This is a genomic window from Nocardioides sp. NPDC057767 (genome assembly GCF_042798275.1).
In the GTDB taxonomy this organism is placed as follows: Bacteria; Actinomycetota; Actinomycetes; order Propionibacteriales; family Nocardioidaceae; genus Nocardioides.
The window spans coordinates 26,276-43,571 of the sequence record NZ_JBHVKJ010000030.1 but is presented as its reverse complement, the minus strand read 5'-3'; the positions used below and the strand labels follow the sequence as shown (position 1 = coordinate 43,571).

The window sequence follows — 17,296 nt, the reverse complement described above, 5'->3', positions numbered from 1 at the left end:
TCTACCCGGCCCGAGCGACTAAGTCGATTAAAGCACTCGACTTTAGGTCGATGCAAACGACGCTCCGCTCGACGCCTGATGAGCCCCTAGCGTCAGGCGGCGGCCGCGGTGGCGGTCACCAGGCACCAGCGCGACGCACGCTTCTGCAGCGCGGCGGTCGACTCGCCGACCTTGCCGGTGAGCTCGCAGGAGAGCCAGGCGTCACCGAAGAGCCCGCGGTAGACCACCTTCGGCTGCTTCTTCGCGTCGGTGCAGGTGAGGGCGACCGACGGCTTGCCGTACGCAGGGGTCGACGCGGCCTTGCAGCCCTTGGGCACGCTCTTGGTCATCTGAGTTGCCCAGTCGAGGGTGACCGGCGGGGCGAAGACCCAGGCGCGGGCCGAGGTGGCCGCGTCCTCCGGGCCGGTCCAGATGCAGCCGTACTCCTGGGCGACGTCGTTGACCTGGCCCGAGATGGCGGTCTGGTCACCGTCGCCGTAGGCCTTCTTCTCGGTGGCGGCGCCGCCGAGGGCCTCGGTCGCGTCCTCGGTCGGGACGCGGTCGCAGAACGCGCCGCGACGTACGTGCATCGTGGTGGTGTCGGCGGTGCTCAAGTCGCCCTTCACCTCGGGGGCTTCCGGCTCGTCGTCTTTCAGGGTGAGCACGCCGACCCCGACCGCGATCGCGGTGAGGACTACGGCACCGATGAGGATCCGGACTGCAGAGCGCACGCCGTCAGAGTACAGGGGCAGGTATGTCAGAGCCGAAGTGCTGAGCCCACCACCATTGCACTACCCTCGGTGCGGTGATCCGCTTCGAGAAGGTCAGCAAGGCCTATCCAGGGCAGGCCCGACCCGCCCTCAACAGCCTTTCGATCGACATCCAGAAGGGGGAGTTCGTCTTCCTTGTGGGGCAGTCGGGCTCGGGCAAGTCGACGGCGCTCAAGCTCATGCTGCGCGAGCAGCGGCCGACCACCGGCCGGGTCTACGTCGCCGGCAAGGAGATCAACCGGCTCGCCGGCTGGAAGGTGCCGCGGCTGCGCCGCCAGGTCGGCACGATCTTCCAGGACTTCCGCCTCCTCGCGAACAAGAACGTCGCCGAGAACGTCGCCTTCGCGATGCAGGTGACCGGCCACTCCAACCGCGAGATCCGCCAGCGCGTCCCGGAGACGCTCGAGCTGGTCGGTCTCGACGGCAAGGGCGACCGGATGCCCGACGAGCTCTCCGGTGGTGAGCAGCAGCGCGTGGCCGTCGCCCGCGCGTTCATCAACCGGCCGATGATCCTGATCGCCGATGAGCCGACCGGAAACCTCGACCCCGGCAACACCGTCGGCATCATGCGTCTGCTCGACCGCATCAACCGGTCGGGCACCACCATCGTGATGGCGACCCACGACGTCCAGATGGTCGACCAGATGCGCAAGCGCGTCATCGAGCTCGAGCACGGCCACCTCGTACGCGACCAGGTCCAGGGCGGCTACGGCGCCCAGTTCTGAGGCCTCAGCCCTCAGCCGGACCCGCTCGCCCGACCAGGCTCTACGACTAGAGAAAGTTTCCTCTACCCGCCATGCAGCTGCGTTATGTATTCACCGAGCTCCGCCAGGGGCTACGCCGCAACCTGTCCATGCACGTCGCGGTGGCCCTGACCCTGCTCGTCTCGCTCACCCTGGCCGGTGTCGGCCTGCTGCTGCGTGAGCAGGCCCAGCTGACCGAGGAGGTCTGGGGCGACGAGCTCCAGATCACCTTCTACATGTGCAACGGCGCCAACGACCGCAACCCGCAGTGCGCGGGCGCCGTCGACGACAGCCAGAAGAAGGTCATCACCGACGCCCTCGACGACAACAAGTACGTCGACAAGGTCGAGGAGGAGAGCCAGGCGCAGGCCTACGAGCGGCTGCAGGCTCTCGACGTCGAGGGCGTCAGCGGTCCCGACCCGGTGGTCAAGGCCGACGACATGTGGGAGTCCTACTGGGTCACGATGACCGACCCGCACCACTCCGCCGAGATCATCGAGGCCGTCGCCGGCCTGGACGGCATCGATCACGTCGGTGACGTCCACGAGGTCACCGGGCCGATCCTCGCCGCCGTCGACGGGCTGCAGAGCGCGGCGCTGGTCGGCGCGATCGTGCTGGTCATCGCGGCGCTGCTGCTGGTCGCCAACACCATCCGGCTGGCCGCCTTCGCCCGCCGCCGCGAGATCGGGATCATGCGGCTGGTCGGTGCCTCGACCCTCTACATCGCCCTCCCGTTCCTCCTCGAGTCGCTCGTGGTGGCCCTGGTCGGCATCGCGCTGTCCGGTGTCGCGCTGGCCTCGGTGATGTACTTCGGCGTCGAGCAGCGGCTCTCGTCCACCGCGGTGACCCAGTGGGTCGGCTGGGAGGAGTTCTTCAGCTCCTTCGCCATCGTCGCGATCCTCGGCATCCTGCTCACGCTGGTCCCGACACTCTTGCTCACGAGGAAATACATCAAGGTCTGATCCGGATCGCCTACCGTCTGTCGGTAACATTTCCCCACAGACCGAGGTTTGATCCGTGCGCGCCTTCCCCCGTGCCGGTCGGCTCGCTGCTGCGCTGAGCTGCGCAGTGGTGGCTACCGTCCTGCTCTCGCCCTCCCTGCCGTCCTCCGCGGACGAGCGGGACCGGCTCGAGCAGGAGCAGCGGGAGGTCCAGCGTGACCAGAAGGCCGCAGCCGAGGACCTGGAGCACTCCAGCGCTGGGCTGCGGGAGGCATCGGCGACGTACGCCGCGGCGCGGGAGAAGCTGGACCGGGCCCAGACCCGGCTCAACGAGCTCAACGCCCGGCTCGTCGAGGTGCAGGCCGCCCACACTCAGGTGAAGGCGGAGCTCGCCGAGCAGAAGGTACTCCTCGCGGCGGCGAAGAAGGAGCTCGCCGAGGGCCAGGCCGAGGTGAAGGCGCAGCGCGAGGAGATGCGCGACGAGATCCTCTCCCGGTTCACCGGGGGAGACCCACGCCTGGCGCAGGCCGCGGCCCTGCTCTCCGGCGGCTCGCTCGAGGACCTGATGCGTCAGCAGACGTACGTCGACGCGGCCAACGCGGGCCAGGACGCCACCCTCCAGCGGATGGAGGCGACCGAGACGATGCTCGTCGTCCGCGAGGCCGAGGTGCAGGAGGCGACCGACGCGGTCGCGGCCAAGGAGAAGAAGGCCCGAGAGCTGGTCGCCGAGGTCGACTCGGTCCGGGACCAGGCCGCTGCGGCCCACGCCGAGATGTCCACCCTGGCGGAGCGGGCGGCCGCCGCGAAGCGCTCGGCCGAGGCGGCCCGGGCGGCGGACGCCGCCGAGCTGCGCAAGCTGGAGGCGGAGGAGTCGGCGCTGCGTACGAAGATCCGGTCGCTGGCATCGGCCGGATCCGGCACCGACCGCAACGTCGGCTCGGTCGGCGGCCTCTTCGGGCCCCCGGTGACCGACACCTACATCACCTCGCCCTACGGGATCCGCAAGCACCCGATCTACGGCTACGTCGCCCTTCACAACGGCACCGACTACCACGCGCCCTGCGGGCGGCCGCTGCTCGCCATCGAGTCCGGGCAGATCATCTCCACCTCCTACTCGAGTGTGTGGGGCAACCGCCTGCACCTCTACCTGGGCAAGGTCAACGGGCATTCCTACACCGCCGTCTACAACCACATCTCGAGCTACGCGAGGCGCTCGGGGAGCGTGGGGCGCGGTGAGACCGTGGCGTACGCGGGGACCACGGGCTGGTCCACGGGCTGTCACCTGCACTTCACCGTCCTGCGTGACGGGACCCCGGTCGACCCGGTGCCATTGCTGGGCTGATTCGGGCGGCTGAGGCCTAAACGTTTCGCGGTCATGACCTCCTGCCTGAGAGAATGGAGGAATGGCGAAGGAGCAGGGGCGCAAGATGATCGCGCAGAACAAGAAGGCGCGACACGACTACCACATCGAGGACACCTACGAGGCCGGCATGGTCCTGCAGGGCACCGAGGTGAAGTCGCTGCGTGAGGGTCGCGCGTCCCTGGTCGACGGCTTCGTCGACATCGACCGCGGCGAGGCCTGGATCCACGGGATCCACATCCCCGAATACCTCAACGGCACCTGGACCAACCACTCCGCCCGCCGCAAGCGCAAGCTGCTTCTCCACCGCGCCGAGATCGACAAGATCGAGCGCAAGGTCGCCGAGAAGGGCCTCACCGTCGTCCCCCTCGCCCTCTACTTCCTCAACGGCCGCGCCAAGGTCGAGATCGGCGTCGCCAAGGGCAAGAAGTCGTGGGACAAGCGCAACACCATCGCCGAGCGTACGGCCAAGCGGGAGGCCGAGGTCGAGGTCGGGCGCAAGCTCAAGGGGATGAAGGGATAACCGAGTGGGGAATGTCTGCAGGGGACTGTAGTGTTGTCCTGTTGCCAGCATCGCTGGCATTGAAAACTCAAAAGGGGCTGATCGGTTTCGACTTGGGACGTTGCTCCCAGGGGAAGCGGGTCGAGGAGCCAGCGTCATCTCGTAAACGATCGCTGGAAACCAATAACTGCCAACGCTAAGCGCAGTTCCTTCGCTCTCGCCGCCTGACGCGGTGATCGAAGCGTCTGACCGAGTATCCGTCTCCGGCTCGGATCCAGGCGTCATCTAGGAGACTCACCTCATGCACATGCCGACGGGGCATGAGGGACATCTAGTCGGCTGAGCCTGTCGGGGACGTGTCTGCGTCGAGCCCCGGGGATGAGAGAACGCCACCCACAGACTGCACCCGGAGAAGACCTGGCACGGCGCTCGAGGACCGGGGTTCGATTCCCCGCAGCTCCACTCGATCGAGGGCGGCGTGTGCTCGCGGAAAGCGCGAGCCACGTCGCTCTCGTCATTTGCCCGCGCTTCGCGCGGAGGCGGGGGCTTCGCCACCCGCACCCCCATGTCGTGTGGCGCGTTGCTGGAGCGTCGCGGCGGGGATGTCCCCGCACCCCTCGGGTCGCGCGTGGTCGGTTGGTTGCGCGTGCTCGGTGTTTCCTCGTACTGCCTCTTCAGAACGTAAGACTTCCTGCTGTTCATCTCCCTGGCAGGAGGCCTTTCCTGGCGTGCGCGATAGGGTTGTGAGGCGTACGTCACATGGAGGTAAGGATGTTCGAGGAAGGACAGCTCTACTCGCCCGTCACCGTGGGCGAGGACGGGCAGGTCGAGGTGCATCTGGGGGACAACCACCCCGGGTTCGCAGACCAGGAATACCGGGCTCGACGCAGCGAGATCGCTGGCGCGGCGCTCGGTTGGAAGCCGGGGCAGCCGGTGCCCCGGATCGACTACACCGAGACGGAGAACGAGATCTGGCGGACGGTGTGCCGGGAGATCGCACCGCTGCACGCGAAGTACGCCTGCCGCAACTACATCGCGGCGGTCGAGGCCCTGAACCTCCCCCAGGACCGGGTGCCACAGCTCGACGAGGTCTCGGCGGGTCTGAAGCCGCTGACCGGGTTCGAGTACGTCCCGGCCGCGGGGATCGTCCCGCTGGAGGAGTTCTACGGGAGCCTGGCCGACGGTCAGTTCCACTCGACGCAGTATCTGCGTCACCACGCCGTGCCGCTCTACACCCCGGAGCCCGACATCATCCACGAGGTGATCGGCCACGGGAACCTCCTCGCCGACCCGCAGGTCGCCGAGGTCAAGCGGCTCGCCGGGGCGGCCGCGCGGCGCGTGGAGACCAGGGAGGCGCTCCAGGTCGTCGCCGACGTCTTCTGGTTCACGATCGAGTTCGGCGTGCTCCACGAGGACGGTGACATCAAGGCTTACGGGGCCGGGCTGCTCTCCTCCTACGGCGAGATCGAGGAGATGCACGAGGTGGAGGTGCGTCCGATCGACTTCGCTCAGATGGCGACCGTCGACTACGACATCACCCACTACCAGCCGGTGCTCTTCGCGGCGAAGTCGTTCAGCCACATGGTCGACGAGGTCGGCAACTTCTTCGCGACCTGCGACGACGACACGCCACAGCGTCTCGGCGCCGCCTAGACAGATCCGGCCACGTCCGAGGGTTAGCCTCGGACGATGATCGACGGCTACCGAAACCGCGCGCTGGAGGTGGCGCTCGCCGCCACCGACGCCGACGCGGTCGGTGCCGCGCTGCGTACGGGGCAGGTTGTCGTTCCCCAGCTCGACGAGGCCCGGATCAGGGTCTTCCCCGGGGACCGCGGCAACCGGCCACCGTACGAGGCGATGCTCTTCTCCTCCCAGGAGGCGTTGGAGACGTTCCTCGCCGAGGACACGCGCCGGCGCGCCCAGCTGCGCAACGCCGACGGCCTGCGTGACTTCCTGACCGCCAACATCGAGGAGATCGCGTACGTCACCTTCGACCCGGCCGGGCCGAACCGGTTCCGCCTGGGCATCAAGGACGTGCTCAAGACGCTCGGTCCCAAGCCGCACGTCGACCTGCGGCTGCCGAAGGCGCAGGAGTGGTACGTCGTGGACATGTCCGACGAGGACGTACGCGACTACCAGCTCGCCGACCTCACCGACAAGGTCCTCCCGAAGGTGCAGCGGTCCAGGAACGAGCAGCCCGACTGGGCCCGGTGGATGAACGCGGCCAAGGAGGCGGCCGCCCAGCAGGGCGCCGCGTTCCTGGCCTTCTGGCTGCAGCGCGTCGGGCGGCGCCCGGCCGGGCTGGCGGTCGCGCTCAGCCGGCCGGCACCGTTCGGGATGGTGCGGCATCCGTTGCAGGCCGAGACCACGACGGTGGGGGAGCGGTGGGTGGCCTCGCCCGACCGGCTCTACGAGTCGCGGCTGATCTACTCATTCCCGCACCCCGACCTCGCCGACCTGGTCCTGCCGACCGTCGACCTCGTGGTCGCGACGCTGTCGTGGGGTGACGAGTCGTGAGCGAGCGCCAGCGAGCGAACCATGGGATCTTCACGCCGCCGCGTCCGTACGATGGCGCTTGCGCAACGGAGGTGGCGGCGTGAGCTGTGTCTTCTGCGATGTCGTCGCCGGTGACCTGGAGGCCGAGGTGGTCTTCGAGGACGACGGCTTCCTGGCCTTCCTCGACCACCGCCCGGTGCAGAAGGGCCACATCCTGATGGTGCCCAGGCAGCACCTCGCGACCCTCCTCGATCTCCCGCCCGACCTGCACGGAGGCTTCGTCGCGAACGCCCAGCGCCTGGCCGCCGCGGTCGTCGAGGGCCTCGGTGCGCAGGGCAGCTTCGTGGCGGTCAACAACGTGGTCAGCCAGTCGGTGCCTCACCTGCATCTCCACGTCGTCCCGCGCAGCCGCGGCGACGGGCTCAAGGGCTTCTTCTGGCCGCGTCACAAGTACGCATCCGGTGAGCAGAAGGAGTACGCCGACCGGCTCCGCGCCGTGCTGGGCTGAGTTCACCGAGGCGTACGGCTCCGGCCATCAATCAGTCGGGGCGCGGTCGGCGGAGGCCGATTCACTCGAGATCAGTCGTCATCCACTGATCTCGGGAGTGCGCCATGTCGCTGTCGTCCGTCGCGTCCAAGACCTTCACTTCAACGCTGGCCGGCGTGGCACTGGCCGCAGGCACGATGCTCGCTCCGGTGGCGGTCAACGCCGTCGAGGCCCACCGGGCCGAGGACATCACCGTCACCGCCCACCGCGGCGCGAGTGCGTACGCCCCCGAGAACACCCTCGCCGCCTTCGCGGTCGGCATCGAGCAGGGCGCCGACTGGATCGAGTCGGACGTGCAGGCCACCAAGGACGGTGAGCTCGTGCTGATGCACGACACCACCCTGTCGCGCACCACCGACGTCGAGCAGCGCTTCCCCGGCCGCTCGCCGTGGAACGTCAAGGACTTCACCCTCGCCGAGATCAGGACCCTCGATGCCGGCTCCTGGTTCGGCGAGAGGTACGCCGGTGAACCGGTGCCGACGCTGAAGGAGATGGTCGCCCAGGTGCGGCCGTCGCGGTCCGGGATCCTGATGGAGCTCAAGTCGCCCGGGCTCTACCCGGGCATCGAGAAGAAGGTGGCCGCCGAGCTCGACTCCTTCCCGGGCTACGTCGACTCCGCCGTCGCCGCCGGCCGGCTCGCCGTGCAGAGCTTCGACTTCGGGGCGATGAAGACCTACAAGAGCATCCAGCCCGAGGTGCCGGTCGGTCTGCTCGGCACCCCGGCCTACGCCGACCTGGACAGCTACACCTGGGCCGACCAGATCAACCCGCACCACGGTTCCTTCGACGCCGGCTACGTCGCCCGGGTCCACAGGCTCGGGATGGACATCCACTCCTGGACGGTCGACGACGCCGCCACGATGAGCTCCGTCCTCGACCGTGGTGTCGACGGCATCATCACCAACAACCCCGACGTCCTCCAGGACGTGATCGCGGAGCGGCGTACGCCTGAGCTGGGCGGTCGAGACGCCGCCTGAGCCGCCGACAGATCGTCACGCGGCGTTCACCGCACACCGGCCGCAGCGACTCCCGGGGCCGGTGTGATCGGGTCATGAACACGCCGAACCCCACTCGCATGCGTACTCTCGCGCTCGCTGCCGCCGCGGCGCTCGCCACCGGGACCGTCCTGGTCTCGAACCCCGCCTCGGCGGCGGCCACCGCCACCGCCGCCCAGACCGCCCAGACCGCCAAGGCGGCCAATGCGGCCAAGCACCACCACGCCGAGCCGATCGTCTTCGGCCACCGCGGTGCCTCCGGCTACCGGCCCGAGCACACCCTCGCGGCGTACGACCTGGCCATCCAGCAGGGTGCCGACTTCATCGAGCCCGACGTGGTCTCGACCAAGGACGGCGTGCTCGTCGCCCGCCACGAGAACGAGATCTCCGGCACCACCGACGTCGCCGACCACCCCGAGTTCGCCGGGCGGAAGACGACCAAGACCATCGACGGCAAGGCGTTGACCGGCTGGTTCACCGAGGACTTCACCCTCGCCGAGCTGAAGACGCTGCGGGCCAAGGAGCGCATCCCGGGCGACCGCCCGGCCAACACCGCCTACGACGGCCTCTACGAGGTGCCGACCCTCGACGAGGTGCTCGACCTGATCGACGCCAAGGAGGCCGAGACGGGCCGCACCATCGGCGTCGCCCCGGAGACCAAGCACCCGACGTACTTCGACTCCATCGGCCTCTCGCTCGAGGAGCCGCTCGCGAAGAGCCTCGAGAGCCACGGGCTCGGCGGCAAGCGCGCCGCGGCGGTGATCCAGTCCTTCGAGATCAGCAACCTCGAGGACCTCAACCGCATGGTCGACACGCCGCTGGTGCAGCTGATCGACTTCGGCGGGGCGCCCTACGACCAGGTCGTCGCCGGGACCGGTGTGACCAACGACTTCCTGGTCACCGACAAGGGTCTGCGCAGCATCAAGAAGTACGCCGACCAGGTGGCGCCGTACAAGTTCTACTTCATCCCGCGCAATCCCGACGGCACCCTGGGTGAGGCCACCGACCTCGCCGACCGCGCCCACCGCATCGGGCTGCCGACCGTCATCTGGACCATGCGCGCCGAGAACAAGAACCTCCCCACCGAGTGCCGCATCGGCACCGACCCGATCGCGATCGGTGACCTCGGCTGCGAGGTCGGCCCCTACCTCGACGCCGGTGTCGACGCGTTCTTCACCGACCACCCCGACCTGGGTGTGGCCGCACGCGACGCCTGGGTTGCTACCAATCAGTAGACACCTCGCGACATCACGTACGGCCCTCGCTACAGTCGGCGGGGGCCGCACGTGTTCGTGGGGCCGGTCACAACCAAAGGAGCTTGAGTCATGGGTCGTTTCGACGGACGCGTCGCAGTCATCACCGGTGCGGCGCGAGGGATCGGTTTCGGAGTCGCCACGCGTTTCGCCGAGGAGGGCGCCTCGGTCGCGATCATCGACCTCGACGAGGCCGCCGCCGCTGAGGCCGCCGCCAAGCTCCCGCTGGCCGAGGGCGCGAAGTCGGTCGGTATCGGGGCCAACGTCGCCAAGGCCGAGGACGCCGAGGCCGCGATCGCGCGCGTCGTCGAGGAGCTCGGCGGCCTGCACATCCTGATGAACAACGCCGGCATCACCCGCGACAACCTGCTCTTCAAGATGACCGAGGACGACTGGGACCTGGTCATGAACGTCCACCTCAAGGGTCACTTCCTGATGAGCAAGGCCGCGCAGGCGGTCTTCGTGAAGCAGAAGTACGGCAAGATCATCAACGTCTCCTCCACCTCGGCCCTCGGCAACCGCGGCCAGGCCAACTACTCGGCGGCCAAGATGGGCGTGCAGGGCTTCACCCGCACCCTCGCCATCGAGCTGGGCCCCTACGGCGTCAACGTGAACGCCATCGCGCCGGGCTTCATCGCCACCGAGATGACCGACCAGACCGCGGCCCGCCTCGGCCTCGACGTCGACGAGTTCCGCAGGCTCTCGGCCGAGGCCAACCCGGTCAAGCGCGTCGGCGAGCCCGGCGACATCGCCGCCGCCGCTGCCTTCCTGGCCAGCGACGAGGCCTCCTACATCACCGGCCAGACCCTCTATGTGGACGGCGGCGCCACGGTGGCCTGATCTGGTCAAGGACCGAACCCCGGGCGCGCCTCGCTCGGATGCAACGATTACCGTCTGTCACTCGTCTTGGTACTGAGCCGATGCAGATGGAGATTGATGATGCGTACGTCCCGCCCGGGGTTCCTCCTGCGATCAGTGGCAACGCTGGCCGCCGCGGGTCTGGTCCTGACCGGCTGTGGCTCCTCGGAGGAGGAGCCCAAGGAGACGAAGCCGTCGCCGTCCGCGCCGGCTGAGCCCGATCACGAGCCGCTGACCGGTGTCGAGCTCCCCGAGGGGCAGAGCGCCGCGCGCAAGCACCCCGCTTACATCGTCAAGATCGACAACACCTCGGCCAGCGACCCGCAGTACGGCGTGGCCAAGGCGGACATGGTCGTCCAGGAGCTGGTCGAGGGTGGCGTGACCCGGCTGGCGGTCGCCTACTACTCCCAGCTTCCGAAGGAGGCAGGTCCGGTCCGTTCGATGCGGGCCACCGACGCGGGGATCGCCGCGCCGATCGGTGCCAAGATCCTGACCAGTGGCGCGGCCCCCTACACCTTCGCGCAGCTGAAGAAGCACGACATCTCCTGGATCGACATGTCCACCCCCTACGTCGTACGCGACACCAGCAAGCCCCACGACTTCCTGCACAGCGTGGTCGGCAAGGTCGCCAAGGTCGGGAAGGCCGCCGAGAAGAAGGGCAAGGCCAAACGGCCCAGCGACTTCATGCCCTGGGGCGACGCGACCACCAAGCTGGCCGGTGGAAAGCCGGCCAAGGCCGTCGACGTGAAGTTCTCCCGGGCGCGCACGGACAACTGGATCTTCAAGGGCGGCAAGTACCGCCTGCAGAACAACTACATGGCGAAGAACGGCCAGTTCCTGGCCGACACCGTCGTGGTCGCGCAGACCAAGACCACCATCGCCCCCTACAAGGACCCGGGCGGCGCGATCGTGCCCGTCTCCCACTTCACCGGCCGCGGCAAGGCGTGGATCCTGCGCGAGGGCCAGATCGTCGAGGCGACCTGGGTGAAGAAGGGTGAGAAGGGCGCGGTCACCTTCACCGACGCGCAGGGCGCCGCGATCGAGATCCCGCCGGGCAAGGTCTGGCTGGACCTGATCCCGAAGGGCAACGGCCAGGTCGAGGCCGGGGGCGTGACCGTCAGGTAGGGCGTGGCTGCGCTCAGCGCATGTCCTCGACCTTGACGCCCTGCTTCGCCAGGGTCTGGACCCCGGTCAGCAGGTAGGTCACGGCCAGTTCGATGCGCTCGGCCGCGTCCTCGGGGTTGCTGGCCTCGGTCACGGACTCGCCGGCGGCCGACATCGCCCCGAAGAAGAGCCGGGCGAAGGTGGCGACCATCTCGTCGTCGACGGTCCGGTCGCCGGCGCGCAGGACGGCGGCGACGATGTCCTCGACGACGGTGAACGTGGAGCGCTCCTCCTGCTCACGGTAGCGCTGGTAGCCGAGGACGGCAGGCCCCTCCTGCACCACGATGCGGCGGTAGGTCGGCTGCTGGACGGCCTCCAGGAACGTGCGCAGCCCGGCCCGGGCCTGCTCCCACGGGTCCTTCGACTCGCGCATGGCGGCGTCGATGCTCTGCGCCGTCGCGGCCTCGACCTTCTCGAAGACGACCTCGTAGAGCGCCTGCTTGCCGCTGAAGTGGTGATAGAGCGCGCCCTTGGTGACCTCGGCGCCGGCGACGATGGCGTCCAGGGACGTGCTCGCGTAGCCGTGCTCGGTGAAGAGCTCCTCGGCGACCTCGACGAGCGTCTTCTTGGTCGATGCGGAGAACTGCTGCCTCCGTGACATCCCCGGCACCGACGGAAGCGGGGGAACCTTGGGGACGAGCTTGCTCACGGACGACTTTGCCACCCACCCACTCTAACGGCCGTGTCAGGAATCACCGTCCCGGCTATTGGCCATACCGTCGGTATGGCCAATACTATGAGTACGTACTCACGGTATGTGAGTGCCTACCTTCCGCAAGGAGCCGACAAATGAGCTGGACCAGCCATCACAAGCGCGGGGAGATCCTCCGCGGCGTGGTCGCCGCCGTCGATGAGCGTCGAGACGGCCTGCTGCCCATGGATCTTCCTGGCGTCACCGAAACCTTCACCGACGAGCTCGACCTGCTCGCCGCCCTGCAGCTGCGCTGGCACACCCGCCTGTCCGGCCGCATCGAGACCGAGCTCGCCAACCAGCCGATGGACCTCGAGGATGCCGTCGTCAGGGCCTGGCACGGTGCCGCCGATGACCTTCCGGGCATCCGCACGGTGCTCGACCGCTACCACGCGCTTCCGGTCGACGACGCGATGGCCACAGCGCTCGCCAAGTCGCAGACCAAGGAGCACCTGACCCTGGCCGTCATGGCGGGCAAGGGCGCGTTCGCCGACGCCGAGTGCGTCCGCCTCGGCTCGATGATCGAGGCGCGGGCTCGCGCCGAGTACGAGCCGGCCACCGAGGTCGTCGAGCGAGGCCCCTTCTCCGGTCTCGTCGACATGTTCCGGGCGGTCCGCTCGGTGGCCTGAGGCTGCGTACGGACCTATCGAGCCAGGCTCCGGGCGCCGGCGCGCTCCCTCCCGCGGATCTCCCTTCCGCAACTCCCTTGCGCCGGCCCCGGAGCCTTCGTCTTTGTTGGTTTCCTGTTGCGCCTGACGTGCCCGGGGTGATGCGATCATGGCGTCATGACGGAGCAGAAGGACGTACGCGCCGGGCGGCTGCTGGTAGCCACCCCGGAGCTTCGCGACCCCAACTTCGTCGACACCGTCGTGCTGCTGATCGAGGTCAACGACGACGGTGCGCTGGGCGTGGTGCTGAACCGGCCCTCGCCGGTCCCGGTCGCCGAGGTGCTGCATCCGTGGGCGTCGTCGGTGGCCGTTCCCGACGTTCTCTTCCAGGGCGGCCCGGTGAGCAAGGACTCCGCGATCGCGGTCGCGCTCCTCGTCGACTCCGACGACCCGCCGCTGGGTTTTCGGCCGGTGGTGGGGCGCCTCGGGCTCCTCGATCTCGACACCCCTGTCGAGCTCGTCGACGGCACTCTGTCGCGGCTGCGCATCTTCGCCGGCTACGCCGGCTGGGGTGCCGCTCAGCTCGAGGGCGAGGTCGAGGAAGGGTCTTGGTACGTCGTCGACAGCGAGCCCTACGACTCCTTCCTCGACGACGTGAGCTCGATGTGGTCCGCGGTGCTCCGCCGCCAGCCCGGTGAGCTGGCCTTCCACGCCACACGCCCGCCCGATCCGGAACTCAACTAGAGGACCAGTAGACTGGCGGTCATGGGCATCCTGGGATTCGGCACGAAAGAAGCCGTCAAGGAACGGGAGGACGTTCGTCATCAAGACGTCCCCACCGAGGAGGGTGACCACGACCGCTACTCCCACTACGTGGAGAAGGACAAGCTGACCGAGGCGATGGTCATGGGCACTCCCGTGGTCGCGCTGTGCGGCAAGGTGTGGGTGCCGAGCCGTGACGGGTCCAAGTTCCCGGTCTGCCCCGACTGCAAGGAGATCTTCGAGGGGATGCCGCCGGGCGGTGGCGAGGGCGACGACGAATGAGCGAGCGTAAGCGAGCGAGCCATCGATTCAACACGTCGTCGGGTGCGTATTCTGGCGCCTGCGCTACGGACTCGGCGACGTGAGTAGCGCCGATCTTCCCGGCGCTCTCACACCCGCGTGGCCCAACAAGGCCGCCTGGGGCACTGCGCCCAAGCTTCGTGCTTGGCAGCAGGAGGCGCTGAACGCCTACCTCTCCGACCATCCCCGTGACTTCCTCGCCGTGGCGACGCCCGGCGCCGGCAAGACGACCTTCGCGCTGACGGTCGCCGCCGAGCTGCTCGGCCGCAGGTTGGTCGACCGGGTGACCATCGTGGCCCCCACCGAGCACCTCAAGGTCCAGTGGGCCGAGGCGGCCGCGCGGGCGGGCATCCCGATCGACCCGACCTACTCCGCCGGCCAGGGCAAGACCTCGGCCGACTACGTCGGGATCGCGGTGACGTACGCCGGGGTGGCGGTCAACCCGCTCGCGATGCGGATCCGCACCGAGCGGTTCAAGACGCTGGTGATCCTGGACGAGGTCCACCACGCCGGTGACGCGCTCTCCTGGGGTGACGGGGTCCGGGAGGCCTTCGAGCCGGCCGCGCGGCGGCTGGCGCTGACCGGGACGCCGTTCCGCTCCGACACCAACCCGATCCCGTTCGTCACCTACGCACCCGGCGAGGACGGGATCCCGCGCTCGGCGGCCGACTACACCTACGGCTACGCCGAGGCGCTGCGTGACCACGTGGTCCGGCCGGTGCTGTTCATGGCCTACTCGGGACAGATGCAGTGGCGCACCCGCGCCGGTGACGAGATCGCCGCCCACCTCGGTGAGCCGCTGACCAAGGACCTGACCTCGCAAGCGCTGCGCACCGCGCTCGACCCGGCCGGATCCTGGATCCCGTCGGTGCTCGCGGCCGCAGACAAGCGGCTGACCGAGGTGCGGCGCCACGTACCCGACGCGGGTGGGCTCGTGATCGCGACCGACCAGGACTCGGCGCGTTCCTACGCCAAGACGATCAAGTCGATCACGGGGGAGTCGGCCACCGTCGTCCTCTCCGACGAGAAGGCCGGCTCGAAGAAGATCGCCAAGTTCTCCGAGTCCGACGACCGCTGGATGGTCGCGGTCCGGATGGTCTCCGAGGGCGTCGACGTGCCCCGGCTCGCGGTCGGGGTCTACGCCACGACCACCTCCACGCCGCTCTTCTTCGCGCAGGCGGTGGGCCGCTTCGTACGTGCTCGTACGCGGGGTGAGACCGCCTCCGTCTTCCTGCCGTCGGTGCCCAACCTGCTCGGCTTCGCCTCCGAGCTGGAGCTGCAGCGCGACCATGTGCTCGGCAAGAAGGTCACCAGCGAGGACGACATCTTCGCGGCGGAGGACGCGCTGATGGCGGCGGCCAACGCCGAGGAGGGCGCCTCCGAGGAGGAGCTCGGAGCCTGGGAGGCCATGGGTTCGGAGGCGCGCTTCGACCGGGTGCTGTTCGACGGCGGCGAGTTCGGCCACTCCGGCGAGGTGCACGTCGGCTCGGAGGAGGAGATGGACTTCCTCGGCATCCCTGGGCTTCTCGACGCCGACCAGATGAAGACGCTGCTCCAGCAGCGGCAGAGCGACCGAGCCCGCAAGCAGAAGTCGGCCTCGGGTCCGGTGGCCGCCGACGAGCCCGTCGCCGCGGTCGCCGCCCACGAGCAGCTGGCCGTGCTCCGGCGTGAGCTCAACGGCCTGGTCGCCGCCTGGCACCACCGCACCAAGACGCCCCACGGTGTCACCCACAACCGGCTCCGGAAGGAGTGCGGCGGCCCGCCCGCCGCGGTCGCCAACGCCGACCAGCTGAAGGCCCGCATCGACACCCTGCGTGACTGGGCGGCACGAGGCTCCGCCTGACCCGCCGAGTCGGCTCATCCCGACCGAGATTCCGGCCGAGTCGGCTCGAACTGACGAGAAGTCACGCCGAGTCGGCCCGTTACGACGAGCCGACTCGGCGGCGATCTGTGTTAGGACGAGCCGACTCGGCGGGTGCACACTGTCTGCCGTGAGAACTGGAGCTCCGCGGGTGCCGGCGATGCAGGCGCGCGGCATCCCGTCGGCCGTGCTCGTCCCGATGTCGGGGGCGGCGCGATGACCGCGCTCGAGATCGCGGTGACCTCGATGGACGGCGCGCTCGCCGCGCGAGCGGCCGGGGCGACCCGGGTCGAGCTCTGCACCGCGCTCGAGGTCGGTGGCGTCACCCCGTCGCAGGGACTGGTCGAGAGTGTGCTCGACGCGGTCGGCGGCACCGACGCCGACGACGGCTGGCAGGGCGTCCACGTGCTCGTCCGGCCGCGGCCGGGAGGATTCGGCTTCTCCTTGGCGGAGCGCCACCTGCTGGAGCGAGAGGCCGAGATGATCCTGGCGGCCGGGGCCGACGGGATCGTGATCGGCGCGCTCACTCCGCACGGGGAGCCCGACGTCGAGGTGGTCCGAGGCCTGGCCGATGCTGCCGCTGCGTACGAGGCGACGGTGACGTTCCACCGGGCCATCGACCTCAGCACCGACCCGGTCGCGGCGATCCGGTCGCTGGACGGTGTGGTCGACCGGGTGCTCACCTCGGGCGGTGCGCCGGCCGCCGCCGCGGGCGCCGCGACGATCGCCGAGATGGTCGCGGTAGGCGGGCCGGACGTACTGGCCGGGGGCGGGGTGACCGTCGACGCGATCGCGGCGCTGGCCGCGCTCGGGGTCGAGGGTGTGCACCTGTCCGCCAAGCGCCGGGTCGCGACCGCCGGCCGGGTGGCGCCGGGCGTCGCCGACGACGGTGGTCACTGGGTGACCGATCCCGATGTGGTCGCGGCTGCGGCCGCCGCGCTCGCCTAGGCTGGAGTGTCGCCCTCGACCAGGTCGCGCAGGACCGAGACGGCGGCCTCGAGGTCGGCCTCGGTGCGGTGACGCGACTCCAGCCGCTCGGCGATGAGATGTGAGATGCGCTCGCGCACCTCGGCCAGATCGGCCCGGCCGGCGTCGGTGAGCGTGACCAGGCTCGCCCGCGCATCGGCGGGGTTGGGCTCCTTGCTGACCAGGCCGGTCTCCACCAGCTGGGCGATCTGCGCCGACATGGTCGGCTGGGAGCAGCCGTCGGCGCGGGCCAGGTCGGTGATGCCGAGCGGCCCGATGGCGTCGAGGATGGTCAGGACGCGGACGCTGGCCGGAAGGTCGAGCGCGCGGCGCACGAGGCGCATCAGGCGCGCCGCGTAGACCACCAGGTCGCTGGAGAGGTCCAGGGTCTTGGCCGAAGCGGAGCCCGAGGCGGTCCGGGGCGCCGAAGCGGAGCCCGAGGTGCTCGGGGCCGCTGTGGGAAGCAGCTGCTGTGAAGGCATCGGTCGGATTCCAGGGTT

Annotated in this window: 19 protein-coding genes and 1 other RNA gene; 17 read left to right on the top strand and 3 right to left on the bottom strand. The window is 69.2% G+C overall.

Annotated elements, in window-relative coordinates; translation table 11 throughout:
- Positions 1–92: 92 nt before the first annotated feature.
- Positions 93–710: a hypothetical protein gene (locus ACFVDI_RS16675; RefSeq protein ID WP_378906911.1), complete on the bottom strand. Its 618-nt coding sequence runs from the start codon at positions 708–710 to the stop codon at positions 93–95.
- Positions 711–784: 74 nt separating this feature from the next.
- Here ACFVDI_RS16675 and ftsE point away from each other — a divergent pair, with 74 nt between their 5' ends.
- From ftsE to ACFVDI_RS16615, 12 genes are all read left to right on the top strand, one after another.
- Positions 785–1,474 (top strand): cell division ATP-binding protein FtsE, encoded by a 690-nt coding sequence (ftsE, locus tag ACFVDI_RS16670; RefSeq protein WP_189118118.1) that lies wholly within the window; start codon positions 785–787, stop codon positions 1,472–1,474.
- Positions 1,475–1,545: 71 nt separating this feature from the next.
- Positions 1,546–2,454 carry a permease-like cell division protein FtsX gene (gene ftsX / locus ACFVDI_RS16665; protein ID WP_378906909.1) on the top strand — a complete coding sequence of 303 codons (909 nt, stop codon included), beginning with the start codon at positions 1,546–1,548 and terminating at the stop codon, positions 2,452–2,454.
- 55 nt (positions 2,455–2,509) lie between these two features.
- Positions 2,510–3,775, top strand: a complete 1,266-nt coding sequence (locus tag ACFVDI_RS16660) for a peptidoglycan DD-metalloendopeptidase family protein (RefSeq protein ID WP_378906907.1) — start codon at positions 2,510–2,512, stop codon at positions 3,773–3,775.
- A gap of 61 nt (positions 3,776–3,836) precedes the next feature.
- The gene (gene smpB / locus ACFVDI_RS16655; protein WP_045549823.1) at positions 3,837–4,316 is read left to right on the top strand and encodes an SsrA-binding protein SmpB; all 480 of its coding nucleotides are present in this window, start codon (positions 3,837–3,839) and stop codon (positions 4,314–4,316) included.
- Positions 4,317–4,389: 73 nt separating this feature from the next.
- Positions 4,390–4,760, top strand: a transfer-messenger RNA (tmRNA) gene (ssrA, locus tag ACFVDI_RS16650).
- A 306-nt stretch (positions 4,761–5,066) separates the two neighbouring features.
- Positions 5,067–5,948, top strand: coding sequence for a phenylalanine 4-monooxygenase (locus tag ACFVDI_RS16645; protein ID WP_378906906.1), 882 nt, complete (start codon positions 5,067–5,069; stop codon positions 5,946–5,948).
- Positions 5,949–5,984: 36 nt separating this feature from the next.
- Complete coding sequence (locus ACFVDI_RS16640; RefSeq protein WP_378906905.1) at positions 5,985–6,812, top strand: hypothetical protein; 828 nt, start codon at positions 5,985–5,987, stop codon at positions 6,810–6,812.
- A 79-nt stretch (positions 6,813–6,891) separates the two neighbouring features.
- Positions 6,892–7,299 carry an HIT family protein gene (locus ACFVDI_RS16635; protein WP_378906904.1) on the top strand — a complete coding sequence of 136 codons (408 nt, stop codon included), beginning with the start codon at positions 6,892–6,894 and terminating at the stop codon, positions 7,297–7,299.
- 104 nt (positions 7,300–7,403) lie between these two features.
- Positions 7,404–8,315, top strand: a complete 912-nt coding sequence (locus ACFVDI_RS16630) for a glycerophosphodiester phosphodiesterase (protein ID WP_378906903.1) — start codon at positions 7,404–7,406, stop codon at positions 8,313–8,315.
- A gap of 98 nt (positions 8,316–8,413) precedes the next feature.
- Positions 8,414–9,568 (top strand): glycerophosphodiester phosphodiesterase, encoded by a 1,155-nt coding sequence (locus tag ACFVDI_RS16625; RefSeq protein ID WP_378906902.1) that lies wholly within the window; start codon positions 8,414–8,416, stop codon positions 9,566–9,568.
- 90 nt (positions 9,569–9,658) lie between these two features.
- Positions 9,659–10,426, top strand: coding sequence for an SDR family NAD(P)-dependent oxidoreductase (locus ACFVDI_RS16620; protein ID WP_378906900.1), 768 nt, complete (start codon positions 9,659–9,661; stop codon positions 10,424–10,426).
- Between the two features lie 99 nt (positions 10,427–10,525).
- A complete protein-coding gene (locus ACFVDI_RS16615; RefSeq protein ID WP_378906898.1) occupies positions 10,526–11,569 on the top strand; it encodes a DUF3048 domain-containing protein in 1,044 nt (347 codons plus the stop codon).
- A gap of 13 nt (positions 11,570–11,582) precedes the next feature.
- Here the strand turns inward: ACFVDI_RS16615 and ACFVDI_RS16610 are convergent, their stop codons facing one another.
- Positions 11,583–12,272, bottom strand: a complete 690-nt coding sequence (locus ACFVDI_RS16610; RefSeq protein ID WP_378906896.1) for a TetR/AcrR family transcriptional regulator — start codon at positions 12,270–12,272, stop codon at positions 11,583–11,585.
- A gap of 125 nt (positions 12,273–12,397) precedes the next feature.
- Here ACFVDI_RS16610 and ACFVDI_RS16605 point away from each other — a divergent pair, with 125 nt between their 5' ends.
- From ACFVDI_RS16605 to ACFVDI_RS16585, 5 genes are all read left to right on the top strand, one after another.
- Positions 12,398–12,928 (top strand): hypothetical protein, encoded by a 531-nt coding sequence (locus tag ACFVDI_RS16605; RefSeq protein ID WP_378906894.1) that lies wholly within the window; start codon positions 12,398–12,400, stop codon positions 12,926–12,928.
- 156 nt (positions 12,929–13,084) lie between these two features.
- Positions 13,085–13,651: a YqgE/AlgH family protein gene (locus ACFVDI_RS16600; RefSeq protein WP_378906892.1), complete on the top strand. Its 567-nt coding sequence runs from the start codon at positions 13,085–13,087 to the stop codon at positions 13,649–13,651.
- Positions 13,652–13,672: 21 nt separating this feature from the next.
- The gene (locus tag ACFVDI_RS16595; RefSeq protein WP_008358664.1) at positions 13,673–13,951 is read left to right on the top strand and encodes a DUF3039 domain-containing protein; all 279 of its coding nucleotides are present in this window, start codon (positions 13,673–13,675) and stop codon (positions 13,949–13,951) included.
- Between the two features lie 79 nt (positions 13,952–14,030).
- Complete coding sequence (locus ACFVDI_RS16590; protein WP_378906890.1) at positions 14,031–15,812, top strand: DEAD/DEAH box helicase; 1,782 nt, start codon at positions 14,031–14,033, stop codon at positions 15,810–15,812.
- Positions 15,813–16,046: 234 nt separating this feature from the next.
- Positions 16,047–16,778 carry a copper homeostasis protein CutC gene (locus ACFVDI_RS16585; RefSeq protein WP_378906888.1) on the top strand — a complete coding sequence of 244 codons (732 nt, stop codon included), beginning with the start codon at positions 16,047–16,049 and terminating at the stop codon, positions 16,776–16,778.
- On the opposite strand, the gene ACFVDI_RS16580 is transcribed toward ACFVDI_RS16585, so the two are convergent.
- Positions 16,775–17,278 (bottom strand): MarR family winged helix-turn-helix transcriptional regulator, encoded by a 504-nt coding sequence (locus tag ACFVDI_RS16580; RefSeq protein WP_378906886.1) that lies wholly within the window; start codon positions 17,276–17,278, stop codon positions 16,775–16,777. The two genes, ACFVDI_RS16585 and ACFVDI_RS16580, sit on opposite strands and share 4 nt — an antisense overlap.
- Positions 17,279–17,296: the final 18 nt, after the last annotated feature.

Bases quoted from the DNA above. Each gene is read 5' to 3' on its own strand.
- ftsX (WP_378906909.1), top strand. From the start codon at position 1,546: ATGCAGCTGCGTTATGTATTCACCGAGCTCCGCCAGGGGCTACGCCGC.
- smpB (WP_045549823.1), top strand. From the start codon at position 3,837: ATGGCGAAGGAGCAGGGGCGCAAGATGATCGCGCAGAACAAGAAGGCG.
- ACFVDI_RS16645 (WP_378906906.1), top strand. From the start codon at position 5,067: ATGTTCGAGGAAGGACAGCTCTACTCGCCCGTCACCGTGGGCGAGGAC.
- ACFVDI_RS16640 (WP_378906905.1), top strand. From the start codon at position 5,985: ATGATCGACGGCTACCGAAACCGCGCGCTGGAGGTGGCGCTCGCCGCC.
- ACFVDI_RS16630 (WP_378906903.1), top strand. From the start codon at position 7,404: ATGTCGCTGTCGTCCGTCGCGTCCAAGACCTTCACTTCAACGCTGGCC.
- ACFVDI_RS16625 (WP_378906902.1), top strand. From the start codon at position 8,414: ATGCGTACTCTCGCGCTCGCTGCCGCCGCGGCGCTCGCCACCGGGACC.
- ACFVDI_RS16620 (WP_378906900.1), top strand. From the start codon at position 9,659: ATGGGTCGTTTCGACGGACGCGTCGCAGTCATCACCGGTGCGGCGCGA.
- ACFVDI_RS16615 (WP_378906898.1), top strand. From the start codon at position 10,526: ATGCGTACGTCCCGCCCGGGGTTCCTCCTGCGATCAGTGGCAACGCTG.
- ACFVDI_RS16605 (WP_378906894.1), top strand. From the start codon at position 12,398: ATGAGCTGGACCAGCCATCACAAGCGCGGGGAGATCCTCCGCGGCGTG.
- ACFVDI_RS16600 (WP_378906892.1), top strand. From the start codon at position 13,085: ATGACGGAGCAGAAGGACGTACGCGCCGGGCGGCTGCTGGTAGCCACC.
- ACFVDI_RS16595 (WP_008358664.1), top strand. From the start codon at position 13,673: ATGGGCATCCTGGGATTCGGCACGAAAGAAGCCGTCAAGGAACGGGAG.
- ACFVDI_RS16585 (WP_378906888.1), top strand. From the start codon at position 16,047: ATGACCGCGCTCGAGATCGCGGTGACCTCGATGGACGGCGCGCTCGCC.
- ACFVDI_RS16580 (WP_378906886.1), bottom strand. From the start codon at position 17,278: ATGCCTTCACAGCAGCTGCTTCCCACAGCGGCCCCGAGCACCTCGGGC.